Here is a 20,913-nt window from a genome sequence, read left to right on the forward strand (position 1 = left end):
CGGCCGGCGCTACCAGACGAGGTCGGCGGGGATGTCGTCTTCCGGCGACGGCGCCAGCGGGTCGCACAGCAGGACCAGCGCGTCCGGATCGATCGCCTGCGCGGCAAGCCCGGTTTCGCGGTTCACGAGCAGGTAGCGGCCGGCCAGCTGCACGACGGCGAGCTCGCCGCCATTGAGGCGCGGCAACTGCTCGACCGTGACGTAGATGCGGCGGATCTTGTTCGCGTGCGGGAAATGACGCGGGATCTCCGCCGCCGCGTCGTTGAGCGCGACGCCCTGCAGCAGTGCCGTGATCTTCTGCTTGCGCTCGCGCTTCTCGCGCGCGCGCTGCTCGGCTTCGCGCTGGTCGCGTTCACGCTGCTCGCGCTCGCTGCGATCGCGCAAGGCATAGGCCTTGGCGAGATCGATCTCGCCGCGCTTGCCCGCCGGCGGCGGCTGCGACGACGCGTTCCCGGCCGGCTTGCCGTGTGGCTGGCCATGCGGCTTGCCGTGGGGTTTCCCGGGCGGCCGTCCCTGCCCCGGCCGCTGCTGTTGCTGCTGCGGCCTCGGACGCGGATCGGATTTGGGCAGCGGCGCGAAGCCCGCCTTCAACAACTGGTCACGCAGGGTATCGGACATGACTCTGACACTCGAACAGAAGACCCGACAGCTCGGAGCATTCGCTCCCGCACCATTCCGGTCGGCGGCCGCATCCACGGTGCCGATCCATCGCGTCCATGCAATCGCGGCTGAAGCCGCTCCTACAACATCGAATCACCGAACGTCGACGATGAAACGTGCTTCTCATGAAAAGTGCGGCCATGGATGGCCGCTTCGACCCATCTCGTCCATACGATCGCGGCTGAAGCCGCTCCTACGACAACGAATCACCGAACATCAACAATTGAACGTGCTTCTCATGAAAAGTGCGGCCATGGACGGCCGCTTCTGGACCCCACCGAGCCCCACGCCTCACGCCCTTGCACCGTTCCTGCGTGCAGCGATCATGGACGATCGCACTAGTAATGCGGCGGCGGCGGCTCGTCCTGCGCCGCCTGGCCCAGCGTACCGCGCACCGCCTGCAAGTCGCCGCGCAACGCGTCGAGCGCGTTGCGCAGCGCGTGCAGCTGGCGATCGTGCGCGGCGACGGTGTCGCTGAGCGCGACGATCGTGTCGTCGACGAACGACAGGCGCACTTCCAGTTCCGTCAGGCGTTCCTCCAGCGAGGCGGCCATGGCTTATCCGGGCAGTTTCTCGATCAGGTGGCGGCCGTGGCGCGCGCCGATCGCGCCGTTCGCCTCGCGCTCGGCGAGGGCGAGGTCGGCCGCGGCCATTTCGCGCACGAGCTCGGCGAAGCTCGTCTTCGGCGTCCAGCCGAGGCGCTCGCGCGCGAAGGTCGGATCACCGAGCAGCGTCTCCACTTCGGCCGGGCGATAGTACTGCGGGTGGATGCGCACGATGACGTCGCCGGCCTTCACCTTGAGCGCCGCGTTCGACGCCTTCGCGACGACCGCGTGCTCGTCCGCGCCGCTGCCGCGGAATTCGAGCTCGAGCCCCATCTCGCGCGCAGCGAGCACGACGAACTCGCGCACCGAATGCTGCAGGCCCGTCGCGATCACGTAGTCGGCCGGCTGGTCCTGCTGCAGGATCAGCCACTGCGCCTCGACGTAGTCGCGCGCATGGCCCCAGTCTCGCTTGGCGTCGAGGTTGCCGAGGTAGAGGCAGTGCTGCAGGCCGCAGGCGACGCGCGCGAGGCCGCGGGTGATCTTGCGCGTGACGAACGTCTCGCCGCGGATCGGCGACTCGTGGTTGAACAGGATGCCGTTGCAGCCGTAGATGCCGTACGCCTCGCGGTAGTTCACCGTGATCCAGTACGCGTACAGCTTGGCGACGCCGTACGGCGAGCGCGGGTGGAACGGCGTCGATTCGCGCTGCGGGGTCTCGCGCACGAGTCCGTACAGTTCCGACGTCGAGGCCTGGTAGAAGCGGCAGCGATCGCCGAGGCCGAGGCTGCGCATCGCCTCGAGCACGCGCAGGGTGCCGATGCCGTCCGCGTTCGCGGTGTATTCCGGTTCCTCGAACGACACCGCGACATGGCTCTGCGCGGCGAGGTTGTAGATCTCGTCCGGCTTCACCTGCTGGATCACGCGCAGCAGGCTCAGCGAATCGGTGAGGTCGCCGTAGTGCAGGCGCACGCCGGGACGCGTGTCGTCGAGTTCGTGGTGCAGGTGGTCGATGCGTTCGCTGTTGAACGACGAAGCGCGGCGCTTGAGCCCATGCACCTCGTAGCCCTTGGCGAGCAGCAGTTCGGCCAGGTAGGCCCCGTCCTGACCCGTGATGCCGGTGACCAGCGCTCGTTTCTTTTCCATTGCCCTACGCTATGAATTCCACAAGCGGGCGATGGTAGCGCAAAAGCCGCGGCGCAAGGGTTCGGCGCCCCCCTCGCGCTCACTGCGCGGCGATGCTGCGGCCGCGACCGATGCCGTAGTAGGCGAGGCCCGCGGCCTCGACCGCCTTCGGTTCGAAGATGTTGCGCCCGTCGAACACGACTGCCTGCTTGAGCGAGGCGCGGATGCGCTCGAAATCCGGGCTGCGGAACGCCTTCCACTCGGTCACGATGACGAGCGCATCGGCACCCTCGAGCGCGGCGTATTGCTGGTCGCAGAGCACGAGGTCGGTGCGATCGCCGTAGATGCGCGCGGTTTCGCCCGCCGCTTCCGGGTCGTACGCGCGCACGCTCGCGCCGGCCGCCCACAGCTGCTCGAGCAGGGTGCGGCTCGGTGCTTCGCGCATGTCGTCCGTATTCGGCTTGAACGCGAGGCCCCACAGCGCGATCGTGCGACCGCGCAGCGCGGCGCCGAAATGGCGTTCGAGGAGCGCGAACAGTTTGCGCTTCTGCGCCGCGTTGACCGCCTCCACCGCGCTGAGCAGGCGCGGCTCGTAGGCATGCGCGCGCGCGGTGTACTCGAGCGCCTTGACGTCCTTCGGGAAGCACGAACCGCCGTAGCCGGCCCCTGGATAGATGAAGTGGTAGCCGATGCGCGGGTCCGAACCGATACCGCGGCGCACCTGCTCGACGTCGGCACCGACCTGCTCGGCGATGTTTGCGATCTCGTTCATGAAACTGATCTTCGTCGCGAGCATCGCGTTGGCCGCGTACTTGGTCAGCTCGGCCGAACGCACGTCCATGAGCACGATGCGTTCGTGGTTGCGGTTGAACGGCGCATACAGCGTCCTCAGCGCGTCGACGGCGCGCGCGCTGTCGGCGCCGATGACGATGCGGTCCGGGCGCAGGCAGTCCTGCACCGCGTCGCCTTCCTTGAGGAATTCCGGGTTGGAGACGACATCGAACTCGACGCTCGCGCCGCGTGCGGTGAGTTCGTCGGCGATCGCCGCGCGCACCGCGTCGGCGGTGCCGACCGGCACGGTCGACTTGTTGACGACGACCGCGTGGCGCGACAGGTTCGCGCCGATCGTGCGCGCGACGGTGATCACGTGGCTGAGGTCCGCGCTGCCGTCCTCGTCGGGTGGGGTGCCGACCGCGATGAAGATGATCTGCGCGTGCGCGATCGCGCTCGCCGCGTCGGTGGTGAAGCGCAGATGCCCGCTCGCGTGGTTGGCGCGCACGAGCGGCTCGAGGCCGGGTTCGTAGATCGGGATCTCACCGCGCTCGAGGCGCGCGATCTTGTTCGCGTCGACGTCGACGCAGACGACGTCGTTGCCGACTTCGGCAAGGCAGGTACCGGTGACGAGACCGACGTAGCCGGTTCCGAAAATCGTGACGCGCATGCGGCAATCCCTTCTTGGTTGGGTCCGGGCAGGTCCAGCGGGACTCGCCCCGACTCGCCACGCGCGACGACGGTCCGCGCGCGGCCCCTCGGCCCTTCTGGCCCGTTCTCTGTGAAAACGCACCGTTCCCGGCACGCGGAGCCCCGAACGCGACCCGGGGCTCTCTCGCTGGATCGTGGATTTTATCAGGCGTCGCCTGTCGTGCCCGCCACGCATCGGCCGCGACGAATGGCCTGCAACAAACGCAAAAGGCGCGCCGGTGACCGGCGCGCCTTTCGTGCGGAGTCGCGGACCGATTACTTCTTGTCGGTCGGCTTCGCGGCGGGCTTGGCGGCCGCCTTGTCGGCCGGCTTCGGGGTCGCCTTCATCGCGGCGCCCGGCTTCGCCTCGCCGGCCTTCTCGGCCTTCTCGCTCGCCTTTTCGATGTCGAGCAGCTCGACTTCGAAGATGAGCGTCGCGTTCGGACCGATCTGGCCCGGTCCGTTCTCGCCGTAGGCGAGGTCGGCCGGCACGAACAGCTTGTACTTGGAGCCGACCGGCATCAGCTGCAGGCCTTCGCTCCAGCCCTTGATCACGCCGTTCAGTGGGAAGGTCGCCGGCTGGCCGCGGTCGTACGAGCTGTCGAACTTGGTGCCGTCGATCTTCGTGCCGAGGTAGTTCACCTTGACCGTGTCGGTCGCCTTCGGCTTCGCGCCGGTGCCTTCCTTCTCGACCATGTACTGCAGGCCCGAAGCGGTCGTCTTCACGCCCGCCTTCGACTTGTTCGCGGCGAGGAACGCTTCGCCTTCCTTCTTGTTCTTGTCGGCGGCAGCCTTCTGCTCGGCGACGCGCTTGGCCTGCAGCGTCTTCATGAATTCCTGGCGGACCTGCAGCGCTTCTTCCTGCGTCAGGGAGGTCTTCTCGCCCTTGAGCGTCGCTTCGAGCGCCTGCTCGACGACCTTGATGTCGATGTCGTCCTTGATCTGCGTGAGGCCGCGACCGACGTCCATGCCGACCATCGTGCTGATGCTGTTCTTGTCGACCTTGACGGTCGGGGCCGCCGGCTTGGCTTCGGCCTTGGGCGCGTCCTTGTCCTGCGCGATCGCGCCGATCGCGAAACTGGCCGCGAGGGCGGCAACGAGGGTCTTCTGCACGAAACGCGTCATGTTTGCTCCTGAAGGTTGCGATTGTCTTGCCGGTGAATGCCCACGGGCGTCACGGCGTGACCGGACCCGGCCATCATGCGGGGCCGCGTATTGTGAACACGGCACCCGATGTTGGCAAACGGCGGTCGTCCCCGCGCCCGGAGCGCCGGTCCGGCCCCTGGGCGGGGCGGAGCGGCTGCGCCTACACTCTCCGGATGCTGCGCTTTGACAACGTCCACCTGCGCCGTGGTTCCCGGCTTTTGCTGAACGGCGCGAACTTTCTCGTTCATCCAGGCTGGCGCGTCGGCCTCACCGGGCGCAACGGCAGCGGCAAGAGCAGTCTGCTGGCGCTGATCGGCGGCGAACTCGCCGCCGATGCCGGCGACTTCGGCCGCCCGCGCGACTGGGTGCTCGCCCACGTGCGCCAGCAGGCCGAGGCCTACGCGCACACGGCGCTCGACCACGTGCTCGACGGCGACGCCGAGTTTCGCCGCCTCGAACGCGAGCTCGCCGAAGCGGAGGCCGCCCACGACGCGGTACGCCAGGCCGTACTGCACGATCGTCTGCACGCGATCGGCGGCTACGCGGCGCGCGCCCGCGCGGGCGAACTGCTGCACGGACTTGGTTTCGCGCCCGGCCACGAGGCGCGCGCGGTGGCGGAATTCTCCGGCGGCTGGCGCATGCGCCTGAACCTCGCGCAGGCACTCATGTGCCGCTCGGACCTGCTCCTGCTCGACGAGCCGACCAATCACCTCGACCTCGACGCCGTGCTCTGGCTCGAGGATTGGCTGCGCCGCTACGAAGGCACGCTCGTCGTCGTCTCGCACGATCGCGAGTTCCTCGACCGCGTCGTCACCCACGTGCTGCACATCGCCGATGCGACCGCCGAGCTGTTTGCCGGCAGCGTCAGCGCGTTCGAGCGCAAGCGCGCCGAGCGCCTCGCCCAGCAGCAGGTCGCCCATGAGCGGCAGCAGCGCGAACGCGCGCGCCTGCAGCGCTTCGTCGACCGTTTCAAGGCGAAGGCGACCAAGGCGAAGCAAGCGCAGAGCCGCGTCAAGGCGCTCGAGCGCATGACCGAGATCGCCGCGGTGCGCGCCGAATCGGGCATCGAGTTCGAGTTCGCCGCGCCCGCCGCGCTGCCTGACCCGCTGCTCGGGCTCGACGACGTCGCGGTCGGCTACGGCGAGCGGCGCGTTATCGAGCGCGTGCGGCTGTCGCTGCGCCCCGGCGACCGCATCGGCCTGCTCGGCGCGAACGGCGCCGGCAAGTCGACCCTGGTCAAGACGATCGCGGGCGCCCTGCCCGTGCTCGGCGGCGAGCGGCGCGCCAACAAGGGGCTCGCGATCGGCTATTTCGCGCAGCACCAGGTCGAGCAACTCGATGCCGATGCGACGCCGGTGCAGCACCTCGCGCGCCTCGATCCCGCGCTCGGCGAGCAGGCCGCGCGCGATTTCCTCGGCACGTTCGGCTTCAGCGGCGAGCGTGCGCTCGCCGATGTCGCCGGTTTCTCCGGCGGCGAGAAGGCGCGCCTCGCGCTCGCGCTGATCGTGTTCGAGCGGCCGAACCTGCTGCTGCTCGACGAACCGACCAACCATCTCGACATCGACACGCGCGAAGCGCTCGCCGAGGCCGTGCAGGAGTTCGCCGGTGCGGTCGTACTGGTCGCGCACGATCGCGGCCTGCTGCGTGCGGTCTGCGACGACTACCTGCTCGTGCACGGCGGCCGTGTGCAGCCGTTCGACGGCGATCTCGACGACTATGCACGCCTTGTACTCGCCGGCGCGCGCGCGCCGGTCGAGTCCGCGGGCACAGGCAGCGATCCGCGACGCGAAGCACGCCGCGACCGTGCCGGGCAGCGCGCGCGCCTCGCGCCGTTGAAGAAGGAAGTCGCGCGCATCGAGCGCGAACTCGCCGCGCTCGAAGGCGAACGGTCCGGGCTGCAGCGCGAGCTCGCCGACCCCGCGCTGTACGCGGCCGCGGACGGCGCCGCGGTCGCCGCCCGCGTGCGCCGGCAGGGGCAGCTCGCGCAGGAGATCGATGCGCTCGAACAGGCCTGGCTCGACGCGCACGCGGCGATCGAGGCCGCTGTCACGTCCGACTAGGCCGAAATCGGCGGCTCCCGCCGTCATCCCGAGGCCGGCCGTCCGCCTCCCCCATCGGTCATGGGTCCAGCCGCTTGACGCTCGCCTTTTTGGTGTTATAGTTAACTACAACACTAGTTCATCGAGCGCCTCACGGAGGCTGTCATGAGAAACCACCGCTCCCACCCGTTGATGGACCTGGCCGCCGCGGCCCTGCCGCGTCGCGGCGTCCATCTCCTGGCCCTGGCTTTCGCGCTGGCCCTGACCGGCACGACGATCGCCTACCTGTCGCACGGCCTCGTGCCCGACGCCCCGCTCGCCGCGACGCCGGCCGAAGCGGACGCCGCGCCCGTGCTGCTGCCGACCGTGGTCGTGCACGCCGAGCCGGAGATCCCGACGCTGGCGACGGTCACCGTGCGCGCCGGCGACGCGGTCGCCTACGGCGCCGATCGCGCGCCCGCGCCACCGCGCTTCATGCCGGTGCACGCGGTCACCTCATTCGCCTCCGGCTCGGCCGGGACGGGATTCGGCATGCCCTACTATTCCTTCGGCAAGCCCCTGCGCCACGGCACCGAGGAATGACGCTGATGAGCATCGCATGGAACGATTCGACGCCGATCTATCGCCAGCTGCGCGACCGCGTGGTGGCGATGATCCTCGACGGCGTCCTCAAGCAGGGCGACCCGTTGCCCTCGGTGCGCCAGGTGGCCGGTGACTTCCAGATCAACCCGATCACCGTGTCGAAGGCGTACCAGGAACTGGTCGACGAGAATCTGGTGGAAAAGCGGAGGGGACTTGGCATGTACGTCACCGACGGCGCGCGCGACGCGCTGCTGAAATCCGAGCGAGAACGCTTCCTGCGCGAGGAATGGCCGACCCTGTCGGCGCGCCTGGACCGCCTCGGCCTCAGCCTCAAGGAACTGATGGCGGCGTTGGGCAAGGAGGAGAGCCGATGAGCGCGATCGTCCACGCCCGCAAGCTCTCGAAGAGCTACGGCACGACCAAGGCGCTCGATGCGGTCGACTTCGAGATCGACGCGGGCCGCATCGTCGGCCTGATCGGCCCGAACGGCGCGGGCAAGACGACCGCGCTGAAGGCGATCCTCGGCCTGACCGACTACGAGGGCGAGCTGCAGGTGCTCGGCTTCGACCCGCATACGCAGCGCACGCAGCTGATGGAGCAGGTCTGCTTCATCGCCGACGTCGCGGTACTGCCGCGCTGGCTGCGCGTGCGCGAGGCGATCGAATTCGTCGCCGGCGTGCATCCGCGCTTCTCGCGCGAGAAATGCCTCGCCTTCCTCTCGCACACGAAAGTCGGCCAGGACATGCGCGTGCGCGAACTGTCCAAGGGCATGATCGTGCAGCTGCATCTCGCGCTGGTGATGGCGATCGACGCCAGGCTGCTCGTGCTCGACGAACCCACGCTCGGCCTCGACATCCTGTACCGCAAGGCGTTCTACGAGAGCCTGCTGTCGGATTACTTCGACGAGCAGAAGACGATCATCGTGACGACGCACCAGGTCGAGGAGATCGAGCACATCCTGACCGACCTCATGTTCATCCGCGACGGCAAGGTCGTGCTCGCCGCGACGATGGACGAAGTCGGCGACCGCTACGCCGAGGTCATGGTCAACCCGGACAAAGCCGACGCCGCGCGCTCGCTCAAGCCGCTCAACGAACGGCAGGTCTTCGGCAAGTCGATCTTCCTGTTCGACGGCGTCGATCGCGCCCGCCTCGCCCAGCTCGGGGAACTGCACAAGCCGAGCGTGGCCGACCTGTTCGTCGCGACGATGAAAGGAACCTACGCATGAATACGCTCCCCCTCCTCGTCAAGCGCGAATACTGGGAACATCGCGGCGGCTTCCTGTGGACGCCGGTGTGGGTCACCGGCATCACGCTGCTGCTCACCGTGCTCGGCCTGGTCACCGCGGAGATATTCCGCAGCCGCGCGCACGTGCAGGTCGGCTTCTCGCTCGACATGCTGCGGCAGGACATCGACGCGAAGGACTGGGCCAATGCCGGCTACGGGCTCGACGTCGTGCAGTTCGTGTTCGGCGCGCTGCCGTGCATCGGCCTGTTCTTCGTGCTGTTCTTCTACCTGCTCGGCGCGCTGTACGACGACCGCCGCGATCGCAGCGTGCTGTTCTGGAAATCGCTGCCGGTGTCGGACCTCGCCACGGTGGCTTCGAAGGCGCTGTCGGCGATGTTCGTCGCCCCGCTGATCGCGCTCGCGGTCTCCACGCTCGCCTACCTCGCCTTCCTCGTCATCGTCGGCCTGTGGCTGTCCGTGCACGGCCTCAACGTGCTGCCCGCGATCGCCGCGTCGCATCCGTTCCGCACCGTCTGGCGCATGTTCCTCACGATCCCGGTCGACGCGTTGTGGGCACTGCCGGCGATCGGCTGGCTCATGTTCTGGTCCGCCTGGGCGCGCAGCAAGCCGTTCCTGTGGGCCGTGATGCTGCCGATCCTCGTGGTGTTCGCGAACTGGTGGATCGGCGTGCTCGGCGGACCGCACTTCGCCGGCGTGCTCGACGTCGCGAAGATCCTCGGCCGCCTCCTGCTCAGCGTGATGCCGGGTGGCTGGATGAGCCTCGACGCCGCCGGCGTGGTGCGCGAATGGATGCCGCACGCGGGCGACACCAACGGTTCCGGCCTGCTCGCGCCGGAACGCCTGCTCGACGTGATGACCTCGGCGAACCTGTGGATCGGCGTCGCCGCCGGCCTCGCCCTGCTCGCCGCGGCGGTCTGGCTGCGCGGGCGCCGCATCGAAGTGAACGTCTGACGCCGCAGCCGCACGGTGCAACGAAAAAGGGCCGCTTTCGCGGCCCTTTTCTTTCCGGCGGTGCGACGCGCTCAGCGCAGCGTGTCGTTGAGCACCTTGTACTTGTTGGCGCCGTCGGCCTGCAGTCCGGCCTGCTGCAGATCGAGCGAGCCGACCAGCCAGAAGCGCGCGATGTCGCGGCCGAGACGGCGCACGACCGCAGCGGCGTCGCCGCTGACGTAGATCACGTCGCCGCTCTTGAGCTTGGACGGCTCGATCGTCTCGCTGATCGCATGGCCGTCGTTGAGGCTCTTCTCGAGCGCCGTGCGCGCGGGCGCACCCGCGGCGGGCTCGCGCGCCGCGAGCGTCGTCGCACCGGCCGCGAACTCCTTGCGCAGGGTGCCTTCGCCACGCACCGACGAGAGCACCTGGTAGCGGTCCGCGGCGAGCGGCTTGAGTTCCGAACGACGCACGTCGATGTCGCCGTCGAGCCAGTACAGCGCCAGGCGGCGGCCTTCACGACGCGTGACCGCACGCACCGGGCCGTCGACGTAGAGCGTGTCGCCCGACTGCAGCGCGGCGACGCTGAGGTTGCCATCCGCGGTGCGACCGTCGTTGAGCGTCTTCTCGAAGCGCGCGCGGATCGCATCGGCGTCGGCAGCCGGCGCGGCCTTCGGCGCAGCCGCGACCGGAGCCGCGGGCGCGGGTGCCGGCGGCGCGGCTGCCGCACGCGCGGCGGCGGCCTGCTGGGCGTCGGCACGCGCCTTCGCGGCTTCGGCTTCGGCACGCGCCTTCTCGGCCTCGGCACGGCTCTTCTCGAGCTCGGCTTCCGCCTTCGCCTTCTCGGCCTCCGCCTTCACGCGCTCGGCATCCGCCTTGGCCTTGGCGGCCTCGGCCTTCGCCTTCTCGGCGTCGACCTTGCTTGCGTCGGCGACCTTCGGTGCCGCGGCCGCGGCGGCCGCGCCCTTGTTCTCGATGCGCACGAGCACGTTCTCGTAGAAGCCCTCGCGCAGCACGACGTCGGCGTTGCCGCCGGCCTTGACCTTAGCCGCGATCTTCGCGTGCCACTCGGCCGGAGCCGTGATCACGAGCTTGTTGCCCGTGGCGGCGGCCTGCTTGCCGAGCGCAGCGAGCGTCGAGTCGGCCTTGCCGCTCTGGAAGTTCGCGCCGCTGATGTCGGTGTTTTCCTGCGCATATGCGCTGCCGCCGGCCATCAGCGCCGAGGCGAGGATCAGTCTCTTCAACATGTCAAAACTCCAATCGGTACTCGTCTTGGGAAATCCGGAGGGCTCGGGCTGGGCTCAGTTGTCCGCGTCGCGCGGAATTTCAAGTCAAAACACCCCTGCGACCGATCGCCGCGATGCGTTCCTTCGCGGCCAGTGCTTCCCGTCAAACGACGCAGTCTGCTGAGCGGTTCGTCGCAACGGCATGTGCCGTTCGCCACGCCTGCCCCCCACCTTTACCTTTCTTGTCGTGTCAGCCGCCGGCGGAGCCGCCGTGGATGCCGCCCCTGGCCAGCGCGGCCGGGTCGAGCAGTTCCTCGAGCTTCTTGCGCGGCAGGCCGGTCGTCTCGAGCGCGACGTCGATGATCGGCCGGCCTTCCTTGTAGGCCTTCTTCGCCGTCGCTGCCCCCTTGTCGTAGCCGATCACCGCGTTGAGCGCGGTGACCAGGATCGGGTTCTTGTCGAGCGCTTCCTTGATCTTGTCTTCGCGCACCTTGAAGCCGGCGATCGCCTTGTCGGCGAGCAGGCGCGACGCGTTCGCGAGCAGCTCGACCGACTGCAGCAGGTTCAGCGCGACCAGCGGCAGCATCACGTTGAGCTGGAAGTTGCCGCTCTGGCCGGCGATCGTGATCGTCGTGTCGTTGCCGATCACCTGCGCGCAGACCATCGCCATCGCTTCCGGGATGACCGGATTGACCTTGCCCGGCATGATCGACGAGCCCGGCTGCAGCGCCGGCAGCTCGATCTCGCCGAGACCGGCGAGCGGACCCGAGTTCATCCAGCGCAGGTCGTTGGAGATCTTCATGAGCGTGCAGGCGAGCGCCTTCAACTGGCCCGACAGCTCGACCGCGGCATCCTGCGAGCTGATGCCTTCGAAATAATTATCGGCCGACTCGAACTTCACGCCGGTGAGCTTGCCGAGCTCGGCCGCGACGCGCGGACCGAGCTGGGCGTCGGCATTGATGCCGGTGCCGACCGCGGTACCGCCCTGCGGCAGCTTGCGCACGCGCTTGAGCGTGTCCTGCAGGCGCTCGATGCCCGAGCGGATCTGCGCCGACCAACCGCCGAGCTCCTGTCCGAACGTGACCGGCATCGCATCCATGAGGTGGGTACGACCGGTCTTGGCGACCTTGCGCAGCTCCTTCGCGCGCTGGTCGACGACCTTGCGCAGATGGGCCAGCGCGGGCAGCAGCTTCTCGCTGACCGTGAGCGCGGCGCTGACCTGGATCGCGGTCGGGATCACGTCGTTGGACGACTGGCCGTTGTTGACGTCGTCGTTCGGATGCACCTTCGTGCCCGCGGCCGCGCACAGGTGCGCGATGACCTCGTTCGCGTTCATGTTCGACGAGGTGCCGGAACCGGTCTGGAACACGTCGATCGGGAACTGCGCGTCGAACTCGCCCGCGGCGACGCGCTCGGCCGCCTTGCGGATCGCCTTGGCGCTGGTCTTCTTCAGGTGGCCGAGGTCGGCATTCGCCTGCGCCGCGGCGGACTTGATCAGGCCGAGCGCGCGGATGAACTCGCGCGGCATCGCCAGGCCGGAGATCGGGAAGTTGTCGACGGCGCGCTGCGTCTGCGCGCCGTACAGCGCGTCGGCGGGCACCTTCAATTCGCCCATGCTGTCGCGTTCGATCCGGTACTGGCTCATCGAGGATTCCGCTGCGGAAATGGAATCCGCGATTATAGCGGGTCGCCGCGACCGCCGCCGGACGGCCGGCACGGCGACGATGGTCGGATCGGCCGGCGCGGGACCGGATGCTACAATCGCCGGCCGTCCCTTCCGACCGGCACATGCTGCAGAACCTGCTCTACGTCGGCGCGGCGCTGCTGCTGGTGCTGCTCAACGGCTTCTTCGTCGCCGCCGAATTCGCGCTCGTCAAGCTGCGCCAGACCCAGGCGGCGACCCTCGCCGACGGCCACGGCTGGCGCGGCCGCCTGCTCGCCGACGTGCACGGCCATCTGGACGCCTATCTGTCCGCCTGCCAGCTCGGCATCACGCTCGCCTCGCTCGGCCTCGGCTGGATCGGCGAGCCGGCCTTCGCGCGCCTGCTCGAACCGCTGTTCGTGCGCATCGGCATCGGCCCGGAGACGACCCAGGTCGTCGCCCTGGTGATCGCCTTCACGCTGATCTCCTACCTGCACATCGTGCTCGGCGAACTCGCGCCGAAGTCGCTGGCGATCCGTCGGCCGGAGCGCTATTCGCTGTTCACCGCGGCGCCGCTGTACGCGTTCTACTGGCTCATGTACCCGGCGATCCGCCTGCTCAACGCGAGCGCGAACCGCATGCTCGCCCTGTTCGGCCTCGGCGCCGCCGGCCACGGCGGCGACGAGCACCACTACTCGCGCGAGGAACTGCGCCTGATCGTGCACGCCAAGCACGCCAGCCGCGCCGGCGAGGAATACTCGATGATGCAGCACGCGCTCGACCTGCCCGAGCTCGTCGTCGGCGACGTGCTGCGCACGCGCGACCAGCTCGCGTCGTTCCGCGACGGCATGGATCGCGACGCGGTGCTCGCCGAGTTCCGCCGCAGCCGCTACAGCCGCTACCCGTGGTTCGAAGCGGACGGCGACCGCGTGCGCGGCGTGCTGCACATGAAGGACCTGCTGCGCGCGATGGCCGAGCACGGCGACGCCGCCGACATGGTCGGCCTGCTGCGGCCGCCGATCCTGCTGCCGCTGCACGCGCCGGTGCTCGACGTGCTCAAGCGCTTCCGCACCGGCGACACCCACCTCGCGCTCGGCGTCGAGGAATCCGGCCGCGTGGCCGGATTCTTCACTCTCGAAGACATCCTCGAGGTGCTCGTCGGCGACATCGAGGACGAGCACGCGCGCAGCGGCGGCGGCCTCGCGCCGCGGCCGAAGGGCGCCGAATTCACGATCTCCGGCGGCACGCCGATCTACCGCCTCGAGCGCCTGCTCGAGCGCGACATCGACGCACCCGCCGACGTGAACTCAGTCGGCGGCCTTATCATCCACCGCCTCGAACGCCTGCCGCAGGAAGGCGAGACGCTCGCCTTCGACGGCTTCGACCTCACCGTGCGCACGATGCAGGGTGCCCGCGCGAAGACGATCCTCGTGCAGCCCCGGCTTCCCGACACGAACGACCGCAAGGAACCGCAATGAGCTCGACCCTCACCGCCCTGTCGCCGCTGGACGGCCGCTACGCCGGCAAGACCGCCGCGCTGCGACCGATCTTCAGCGAGTACGGCCTCATGCACCGGCGCGTGCAGGTCGAGCTGCGCTGGCTGCTCGCGCTCGCCGACGAGCCGAAGATCGCCGAGGTTCCGCCGCTGTCGACGGCGGCGCGCGCCGCGCTGCTGGCGATCGGCGACGCGTTCTCGGAAGCCGACGGCGAGCGCATCAAGGAGATCGAGCGCACGACCAACCACGACGTCAAGGCGGTCGAGTACTTCATCAAGGAGAAGGTCGCCGGCCACGCCGAGCTCGCCGCGGCGAAGGAGTTCATCCACTTCGCCTGCACCAGCGAGGACATCAACAACCTCGCCTACGCGCTCATGCTGCGCGATGCGCGCGACGGCGTGCTGCTGCCCGCGTTCGACGCGGTCGCCGCGAAGCTGCGCGCGCTCGCTCACGAGCACGCCGCGCTGCCGATGCTGTCGCGCACGCACGGCCAGACCGCGTCGCCGACCACGCTCGGCAAGGAGATCGCCAACGTGCTCGCGCGCCTCGAGCGCCAGCGCCGGCAGATCGCCGCGGTCGAGCTGACCGGCAAGATCAACGGCGCGGTCGGCAACTACAACGCGCACGTGGTCGCCTACCCCGAGGTCGACTGGCCCGTGTTCGCGCGCCGCTTCGTCGAATCGCTCGGCCTCGTGTTCAACCCGTACACGACGCAGATCGAACCGCACGACTGCGTCGCCGAGATCGGCGACGCAGTGCGCCGCGCGAACACGATCCTCGTCGACTTCGCGCGCGACGTCTGGGGCTACATCTCGCTCGGGTATTTCCGCCAGCAGCTCAAGGCCGGCGAAGTCGGTTCATCGACGATGCCGCACAAGGTCAACCCGATCGACTTCGAGAACGCCGAGGGCAACTTCGGCCTCGCCAACGCGCTGTTCGAACATTTCAGCGCGAAGCTGCCGATCAGCCGCTGGCAGCGCGACCTCACCGACTCGACCGTGCTGCGCGCACTCGGCACCGCGTTCGGCCACACGCAGATCGCGCTCGACGCGCTGCAGCGCGGCCTCGGCAAGCTCAACGCGGCACCCGATCGCCTCGCCGCCGACCTCGACGCGAGCTGGGAAGTGCTCGCCGAGGCGGTGCAGACCGTGATGCGCCGCTACGGCCTGCCCGAACCGTACGAGCAGCTCAAGGCGCTCACGCGCGGCCAGGGCATCACGCGCGATGCGCTGCTCGGGTTCGTCGCCAGCCTCGAGCTGCCGGCCGACGCGAAGCAGCGCCTGCTCGCGCTCGTGCCCGGCGGCTACGTCGGGCTCGCGCCCGGGCTCGCCCGCGGAATCTGATTCCGATGATCGACGCGCTGCTCCGCGCCGCCTCGTTCGCTCGCACCGACGCCGCGAGCGACCAATGGCTGCGCCTCGACGCGCGCGTCGCGAAGGAATGCGGAGCGACGACGCCATGAAGATCGAACTCGAGGCCCGCGCGAACCAGCCGCTCGGCATGCCCGCGGCGACGTTCCTGCGCGACTACTGGCAGAAGCGGCCGCTGCTCGTTCGCGCCGCGTTTCCCGGCTTCGCCAGTCCGGTCGCGCCGGACGATCTCGCCGGGCTCGCCTGCGAGGAGCTCGCGCTGTCGCGCATCGTGATCGAACGACCGCCCGGACGCGGAAAACCGGCCGCCGGGCGCGAACCGGCGTGGACGCTGCGCACCGGCCCGTTCGTCGAGAACGATTTCGCGACGCTGCCGAAGACGCACTGGACCCTGCTCGTGCAGGATGTCGACAAGTGGGACGCCGACGTCGCCGCGCTGCTCGATGCATTCGCATTCCTGCCGAGCTGGCGCATCGACGACGTGATGATCAGCTACGCCGAGGACGGCGGCTCGGTCGGCGCGCACGTCGACCAGTACGACGTGTTCCTGCTGCAGGGGCTCGGCCGCCGGCGCTGGCAGATCAGCACGGATCCGGCGGCGCCGCGCGCGTTCCGCAGCGACGTCGAACTCAAGCTCCTGGCCGGATTCACGCCGACCCACGAGTGGGTGCTCGAGCCCGGCGACATGCTCTACCTGCCGCCCGGCGTGCCGCACCACGGCGTCGCGCTCGGCGCCTGCATGACCTATTCGATCGGCATGCGCGCGCCGTCGCAGGCCGACCTCCTCGGCGATTTCGTCGACCACCTGATCGAGACGCTGCCCGAGGAAGCGCGCTACACCGACGCCGACCTCGCGCCCGCGCGCGGCGATGGCGAGATCGACGATGCGGCGATCGCGCGGGTGACGAGGGCGATGCCGTGGTTGCGCATCGACGAAGGCGTTGTCGCCGGCGCGGCGCAGGCGTCGGCGCGCGAGCGCATTTCCGGGGCGGAGGCTGCGACGGGAAACCGCGAACGAGAGATCGACGGCTGTTCGGGAAGCGTTTCCGCGTCGTCGCTTCGTACGTGGTTCGGCCGCTTCATCACGCGCTACCGCAGCGCGCAGCTCGCCGCACCGCCACCGCGGCGTCTCGGCGACGCCACGTTCGCACGTGCGATCGCCGGCGGCGCGACGGTGCAACGCAACCCATGGTCGCGCTGCGCCTGGATGCGCGAAGGGCGCGGCGCGCAGTTGTTCGTCGCCGGCGAGGCGCATGCGTGTTCGCTCGCGCTCGCGCGTGCGCTCGGCGGCGACCACGCCCCGACGCTCGCGGGCATGGCCGCGCGCGACCTCGCGTTGCTGCGCACGCTCGTCGATGCCGGGCATTTCGCGCTGGTGCCTGCACGCCGGACTGGAGCACGCCGATGACCCCGCCGACGATCCGCGACGATTTCCGCGTCGAGCCCGCGTCCTGGGACGCCGACTTCGACGACCTGCGCAGCGTGCGCGAGCAGGTGTTCGTGGTCGAACAGGCGGTGCCGCGAGAGGACGAGATCGACGAGCAGGACCCGACCTCGCGCCACGTCGTCGCGCGCGACGGCGACGGCCGCGCGATCGGCACCGGCCGGCTCACGACCGCGCGCGCGATCGGCCGCGTCGCCGTGCTCGCCGACTGGCGCGGCCGCGGCGTCGGCCAGGCGATCATGCGTGTGCTGCTCGAGCAGGCGCGCGCGCTCGGCTATCCGGCGGTCGAGCTGCACAGCCAGGCGCACGCGATCCCGTTCTACGCCGCGCTCGGTTTCCGCACCGAAGGCGAGCCGTTCGTCGAGTGCGGCATCCCGCACCAGACGATGCGCATCCAGCTCGAACCGGTCGCCGCGCGCGAGCAGGCCCCGCTCGCGCCGATACCCGAGGCGCGCACGCTCGTGGTCGAGGACCGCGAGCAGGCGCTCGCCGCGATCGGCGAGCTGCTCGCGGACGCGAAGTACGAACTGGCGATCTACACGCGCGACCTCGACGCGGCGCTGTTCGACGTCGCCGCGTCGCTCGACGCGATCAAGCGCGTCGCGCTGTCCGGCCGGCACGCGCGGATCCGCGTCATCGTGCACGATCCGCGCAAGGCGGTCGCCGACGGCCACCGCCTGGTCACGCTCGCGCAGCGCCTGTCGAGCGCGATCGCGATCCGCACCCCGGTCGAGGAACAGGACCTGCAGTATCCGGCCGCGTTCCTGCTCAACGACCGCCGCGGCTACCTGTTCCGGCCGCTCGGCAACCGGCTCGACGGCGAAGGCTCGACCTACGCGCCGGGTCGCCACGCGCAGCTCACCGCGCTGTTCGACCAGATCTGGGAGCGCTCGGCCCCGAGCGAGGACCTGCGCGTGCTTGCGATCTGAGCGCAAAGCCCCACCTGATCGCTTGTGCACCTGCAACAAACCCGCCTGAACGGGCTATACTTCCGACGTTGTGTCGGGCGGCCGAACGACGGCCGCGGCGAGCACACCCCGAGGCGCGCAACCGCGCGCTTTTTCGTCTGCATGGTGGCAGCGTGAGCGCAAATCCTTCCCAGCCCAGCCTACTCCAGCAATTCCAGGCGACTTCGCCGATTTCCGGCGGCAATGCCGCGTTCGTCGAAGACCTGTACGAGTCATGGCTGGCCGATCCTGCGAGTGTCGGCACGAGCTGGCAGGCCTATTTCGCCTCGCTCAAGGGCCGCGAGGCCGGCGACGTGCCGCACTCGGCCGCGATCGCCCGCATCGAGGCCGCGCAGAAGCTCGGCCCGCGCGCCGCGGCGCCGCTGGCGGCGGTCGCCGGTGGCGACGCGCCGTCGCAGAAGCAGGCCGGCGTGCTCAAGCTCGTGACCGCCTACCGTTCGCGCGGCCATCTCGCCGCGCAGCTCGACCCGCTCGACATGGAACACGCGTTCCCCGACGCCGACCTCGAGGCGATCGGCCTGCTGCCGCGCCCGTCGGCGCCCGACCTCGAACCGGCCTTCCACGGCCTCGGCGCCGCCGACCTCGACAGCGAATTCAGCACCGGCTCGCTCGCCGGCCCGCAGCGCCTCAAGCTGCGCGACCTCGTCGCGCGCCTGAAGGCGACCTACGCCGGCAGCATCGGCACCGAGTTCATGCACATTTCCGACGTCGAGCAGCGCCAGTGGGTGCACGAGCAGCTCGAGCGCGCGTCGGGCAACTACGGCCTCAGCGCGGACGACAAGAAGCGCCTGCTCGAAAAGCTCGTCCAGGCCGACGGCCTGGAGCGCTACCTGCACACCAAGTACGTCGGCCAGAAGCGCTTCTCGCTCGAAGGCGGCGACAGCTTGATCCCGCTGCTCGACGAGCTGATCCGCCGCGGCGGCGCCGACGGCATGAAGGACATGGTCATCGGCATGGCCCATCGCGGCCGCCTCAACGTGCTCGTCAACGTGCTCGGCAAGTCGCCGCAGAAGCTGTTCGCCGAGTTCGACGGCAAGTTCGACCATCCGGACGATCCGGCCCACTCCGGCGACGTGAAGTACCACATGGGCTTCAGCGCCGACGTGAAGACGCCCGGCCGCACCGTGCACCTCGCGCTCGCGTTCAACCCGTCGCACCTGGAGATCGTCAACCCGGTCGTGTGCGGCTCGGTGCGTGCGCGCCAGACGCACCGCCGCGACGCTGCACGCGAGCATGTCGTGCCCGTGCTCATCCATGGCGACGCCGCCTTCGCGGGCCAGGGCGTCAACATGGAGCTGCTCAACATGTCGCAGGCGCGCGGCTTCGCCGTCGGCGGCTCGATCCACGTCGTGGTCAACAACCAGGTCGGCTTCACCACGTCCAATCCGCACGACGCGCGCTCGACGCTGTACTGCACCGACGTCGCGAAGATGGTCAACGCGCCAGTGTTCCACGTCAACGGCGACGACCCGGAGGCCGTGCTGTTCGTCGCGCGCCTCGCGTTCGACTATCGCCAGAAGTTCAAGCGCGACGTCGTCATCGACCTCGTCTGCTACCGCCGCCACGGTCACAACGAGGCGGACGAGCCGGCCGCGACGCAGCCGCTCATGTACCAGATCATCCGCGCGCGCAAGACCGCGCGCGAGCTGTACGCGCAGAAGCTCGTCGGCGACGGCGTGATCGCCGACGGCGACGCGCAGCAGCTCGTCGACGCCTACCGCGCGCGGCTCGAGGCCGGCACGCCGATCGCCGAGCTCGATCCCGCGTTCAAGGACGAGTTCGCGGTGGACTGGCGCCCGCACGTCGGCGCCAAGCTCTCGCAGGTGGTCAAGACCGGCGTCGCGAAGGACGCGCTCGCCGCGCTCAACCGCACGATCCTGACCCTGCCGCAGGGCCTGACCCTGCAGCCGCGCGTCGCGAAGATCTACGAGGATCGCGTGAAGATGGCCGCCGGCGACCAGCCGATGGACTGGGGCTTCGCCGAGAACCTCGCCTATGCCTCGCTCGTCGCCGACGGCTGCGACCTGCGCCTGGTCGGCCAGGATTCCGGCCGCGGCACGTTCTTCCACCGCCACGCGGTGCTGCACGACCAAGGCAGCGGCGGCGAATACGTGCCGCTCACGCGCGTGCGCGACGGTGCCGACGTCACGATCATCGACTCGCTGCTCAGCGAGGAAGCGGTGATGGCGTACGAATACGGCTACTCGACCGCGCAACCGAACACGCTCGCGCTGTGGGAAGCGCAGTTCGGCGACTTCGCCAACGGCGCGCAGGTCGTGATCGACCAGTTCATCTCGTCCGGCGAAGCGAAGTGGGATCGCCTGTCCGCGCTCGTGCTGCTGCTGCCGCACGGCTACGAAGGCCAGGGCCCGGAGCATTCGTCCGCGCGCCTCGAGCGCTACCTGCAGCTGTGCGCGCTCGACAACATGCAGGTGTGCGTGCCGACCACGCCGGCGCAGATGTTCCACCTGCTGCGCCGCCAGATGCTGCGCGACTGCCGCAAGCCGCTGATCGTGATGACGCCGAAGTCGCTGCTGCGCCACAAGCTCGCGGTGTCCTCGCTCGACGAACTCGCCAACGGCGGTTTCCAGCTCGCGATCGGCGACACGACCGCGAAGAAGGGCGCGAAGGTGCGCCGCGTCGTGTTGTGTTCGGGCAAGGTCTACTACGACCTCGTCGAGGATGCGGCCAAGCGCACGATCGACGACGTCGCGATCGTGCGCGTCGAGCAGCTCTACCCGTTCCCGCGCATCGAAGTCGCCGCGGAGCTCGCCAAGTACCCGGCCGCGCAGGACGTGGTGTGGTGTCAGGAAGAGCCGATGAACCAGGGCGCGTGGTACCAGATCCAGCACCACCTGCAGAAGGTCGTCGGACCGAAGCAGAACCTGCTGTACGCGGGTCGTGCGCGCTCGCCCGCGCCGGCCGCGGGCCACCTGTCGACGCACGTCGCCGAACAGGCGGCGCTGCTCGAGCAGGCCCTGGTCGCGCCGACCGGTACCGATAGCGTCGCGGAGTAATATCGCTGCTTGTGCCT

General features: G+C 69.4%; 17 protein-coding genes. 10 read left to right on the plus strand and 7 right to left on the minus strand.

Going from position 1 to position 20,913, the window contains the following annotated elements:
• Positions 1 to 9: 9 nt before the first annotated feature.
• The 5 genes from FHW12_RS10785 to FHW12_RS10805 all read right to left on the minus strand — a co-directional run bounded on the left by FHW12_RS10785 (position 10) and on the right by FHW12_RS10805 (position 4,913).
• Positions 10 to 618 (minus strand): DUF2058 family protein, encoded by a 609-nt coding sequence (locus FHW12_RS10785; RefSeq protein ID WP_182531042.1) that lies wholly within the window; start codon positions 616 to 618, stop codon positions 10 to 12.
• A gap of 380 nt (positions 619 to 998) precedes the next feature.
• Entirely contained in the window at positions 999 to 1,214 is a 216-nt protein-coding gene (locus FHW12_RS10790) for a SlyX family protein (RefSeq protein WP_182531043.1), read from the minus strand.
• A gap of 3 nt (positions 1,215 to 1,217) precedes the next feature.
• Complete coding sequence (gene gmd / locus FHW12_RS10795) at positions 1,218 to 2,348, minus strand: GDP-mannose 4,6-dehydratase (protein WP_182531044.1); 1,131 nt, start codon at positions 2,346 to 2,348, stop codon at positions 1,218 to 1,220.
• A 79-nt stretch (positions 2,349 to 2,427) separates the two neighbouring features.
• On the minus strand, positions 2,428 to 3,768 hold the full coding sequence (locus FHW12_RS10800; protein WP_182531045.1) for a UDP-glucose dehydrogenase family protein: 1,341 nt from the start codon (positions 3,766 to 3,768) through the stop codon (positions 2,428 to 2,430).
• Between the two features lie 296 nt (positions 3,769 to 4,064).
• On the minus strand, positions 4,065 to 4,913 hold the full coding sequence (locus FHW12_RS10805; protein ID WP_182531046.1) for an FKBP-type peptidyl-prolyl cis-trans isomerase: 849 nt from the start codon (positions 4,911 to 4,913) through the stop codon (positions 4,065 to 4,067).
• 194 nt (positions 4,914 to 5,107) lie between these two features.
• Between FHW12_RS10805 and FHW12_RS10810 the strand changes: the two genes are divergently transcribed.
• The 5 genes from FHW12_RS10810 (at position 5,108) to FHW12_RS10830 (ending at position 9,754) form a co-directional block, all read left to right on the plus strand.
• The gene (locus FHW12_RS10810) at positions 5,108 to 6,994 is read left to right on the plus strand and encodes an ATP-binding cassette domain-containing protein (protein ID WP_182531047.1); all 1,887 of its coding nucleotides are present in this window, start codon (positions 5,108 to 5,110) and stop codon (positions 6,992 to 6,994) included.
• 144 nt (positions 6,995 to 7,138) lie between these two features.
• Positions 7,139 to 7,555, plus strand: coding sequence for a hypothetical protein (locus FHW12_RS10815; RefSeq protein WP_182531048.1), 417 nt, complete (start codon positions 7,139 to 7,141; stop codon positions 7,553 to 7,555).
• A 5-nt stretch (positions 7,556 to 7,560) separates the two neighbouring features.
• On the plus strand, positions 7,561 to 7,929 hold the full coding sequence (locus FHW12_RS10820; RefSeq protein ID WP_182531049.1) for a GntR family transcriptional regulator: 369 nt from the start codon (positions 7,561 to 7,563) through the stop codon (positions 7,927 to 7,929).
• On the plus strand, positions 7,926 to 8,783 hold the full coding sequence (locus tag FHW12_RS10825; RefSeq protein WP_182531050.1) for an ABC transporter ATP-binding protein: 858 nt from the start codon (positions 7,926 to 7,928) through the stop codon (positions 8,781 to 8,783). The genes FHW12_RS10820 and FHW12_RS10825 overlap by 4 nt, the downstream gene beginning before the upstream one ends.
• Positions 8,780 to 9,754 (plus strand): hypothetical protein, encoded by a 975-nt coding sequence (locus tag FHW12_RS10830; protein ID WP_182531051.1) that lies wholly within the window; start codon positions 8,780 to 8,782, stop codon positions 9,752 to 9,754. Before FHW12_RS10825 ends, FHW12_RS10830 begins: the two co-directional genes overlap by 4 nt.
• Before the next feature lie 71 nt (positions 9,755 to 9,825).
• On the opposite strand, the gene FHW12_RS10835 is transcribed toward FHW12_RS10830, so the two are convergent.
• Positions 9,826 to 10,980 (minus strand): hypothetical protein, encoded by a 1,155-nt coding sequence (locus FHW12_RS10835; protein WP_182531052.1) that lies wholly within the window; start codon positions 10,978 to 10,980, stop codon positions 9,826 to 9,828.
• A gap of 229 nt (positions 10,981 to 11,209) precedes the next feature.
• The gene (locus tag FHW12_RS10840) at positions 11,210 to 12,604 is read right to left on the minus strand and encodes a class II fumarate hydratase (protein WP_182531053.1); all 1,395 of its coding nucleotides are present in this window, start codon (positions 12,602 to 12,604) and stop codon (positions 11,210 to 11,212) included.
• A 143-nt stretch (positions 12,605 to 12,747) separates the two neighbouring features.
• Between FHW12_RS10840 and FHW12_RS10845 the strand changes: the two genes are divergently transcribed.
• From FHW12_RS10845 to FHW12_RS10865, 5 genes are all read left to right on the plus strand, one after another.
• Positions 12,748 to 14,079, plus strand: coding sequence for a hemolysin family protein (locus FHW12_RS10845; RefSeq protein WP_182531054.1), 1,332 nt, complete (start codon positions 12,748 to 12,750; stop codon positions 14,077 to 14,079).
• Positions 14,076 to 15,440, plus strand: a complete 1,365-nt coding sequence (purB, locus tag FHW12_RS10850) for an adenylosuccinate lyase (RefSeq protein WP_182531055.1) — start codon at positions 14,076 to 14,078, stop codon at positions 15,438 to 15,440. The genes FHW12_RS10845 and purB overlap by 4 nt, the downstream gene beginning before the upstream one ends.
• Before the next feature lie 115 nt (positions 15,441 to 15,555).
• A complete protein-coding gene (locus tag FHW12_RS10855) occupies positions 15,556 to 16,875 on the plus strand; it encodes a cupin domain-containing protein (protein WP_259393007.1) in 1,320 nt (439 codons plus the stop codon).
• Positions 16,872 to 17,840, plus strand: coding sequence for a GNAT family N-acetyltransferase (locus FHW12_RS10860; RefSeq protein ID WP_182531057.1), 969 nt, complete (start codon positions 16,872 to 16,874; stop codon positions 17,838 to 17,840). Before FHW12_RS10855 ends, FHW12_RS10860 begins: the two co-directional genes overlap by 4 nt.
• A 152-nt stretch (positions 17,841 to 17,992) precedes the next feature.
• Complete coding sequence (locus tag FHW12_RS10865; RefSeq protein ID WP_182531058.1) at positions 17,993 to 20,896, plus strand: 2-oxoglutarate dehydrogenase E1 component; 2,904 nt, start codon at positions 17,993 to 17,995, stop codon at positions 20,894 to 20,896.
• The last annotated feature ends 17 nt before the right edge of the window (positions 20,897 to 20,913 follow it).

This window comes from Dokdonella fugitiva, from assembly GCF_014138265.1.
GTDB classification, from domain to species: Bacteria; Pseudomonadota; Gammaproteobacteria; order Xanthomonadales; family Rhodanobacteraceae; genus Dokdonella_A; species Dokdonella_A fugitiva_A.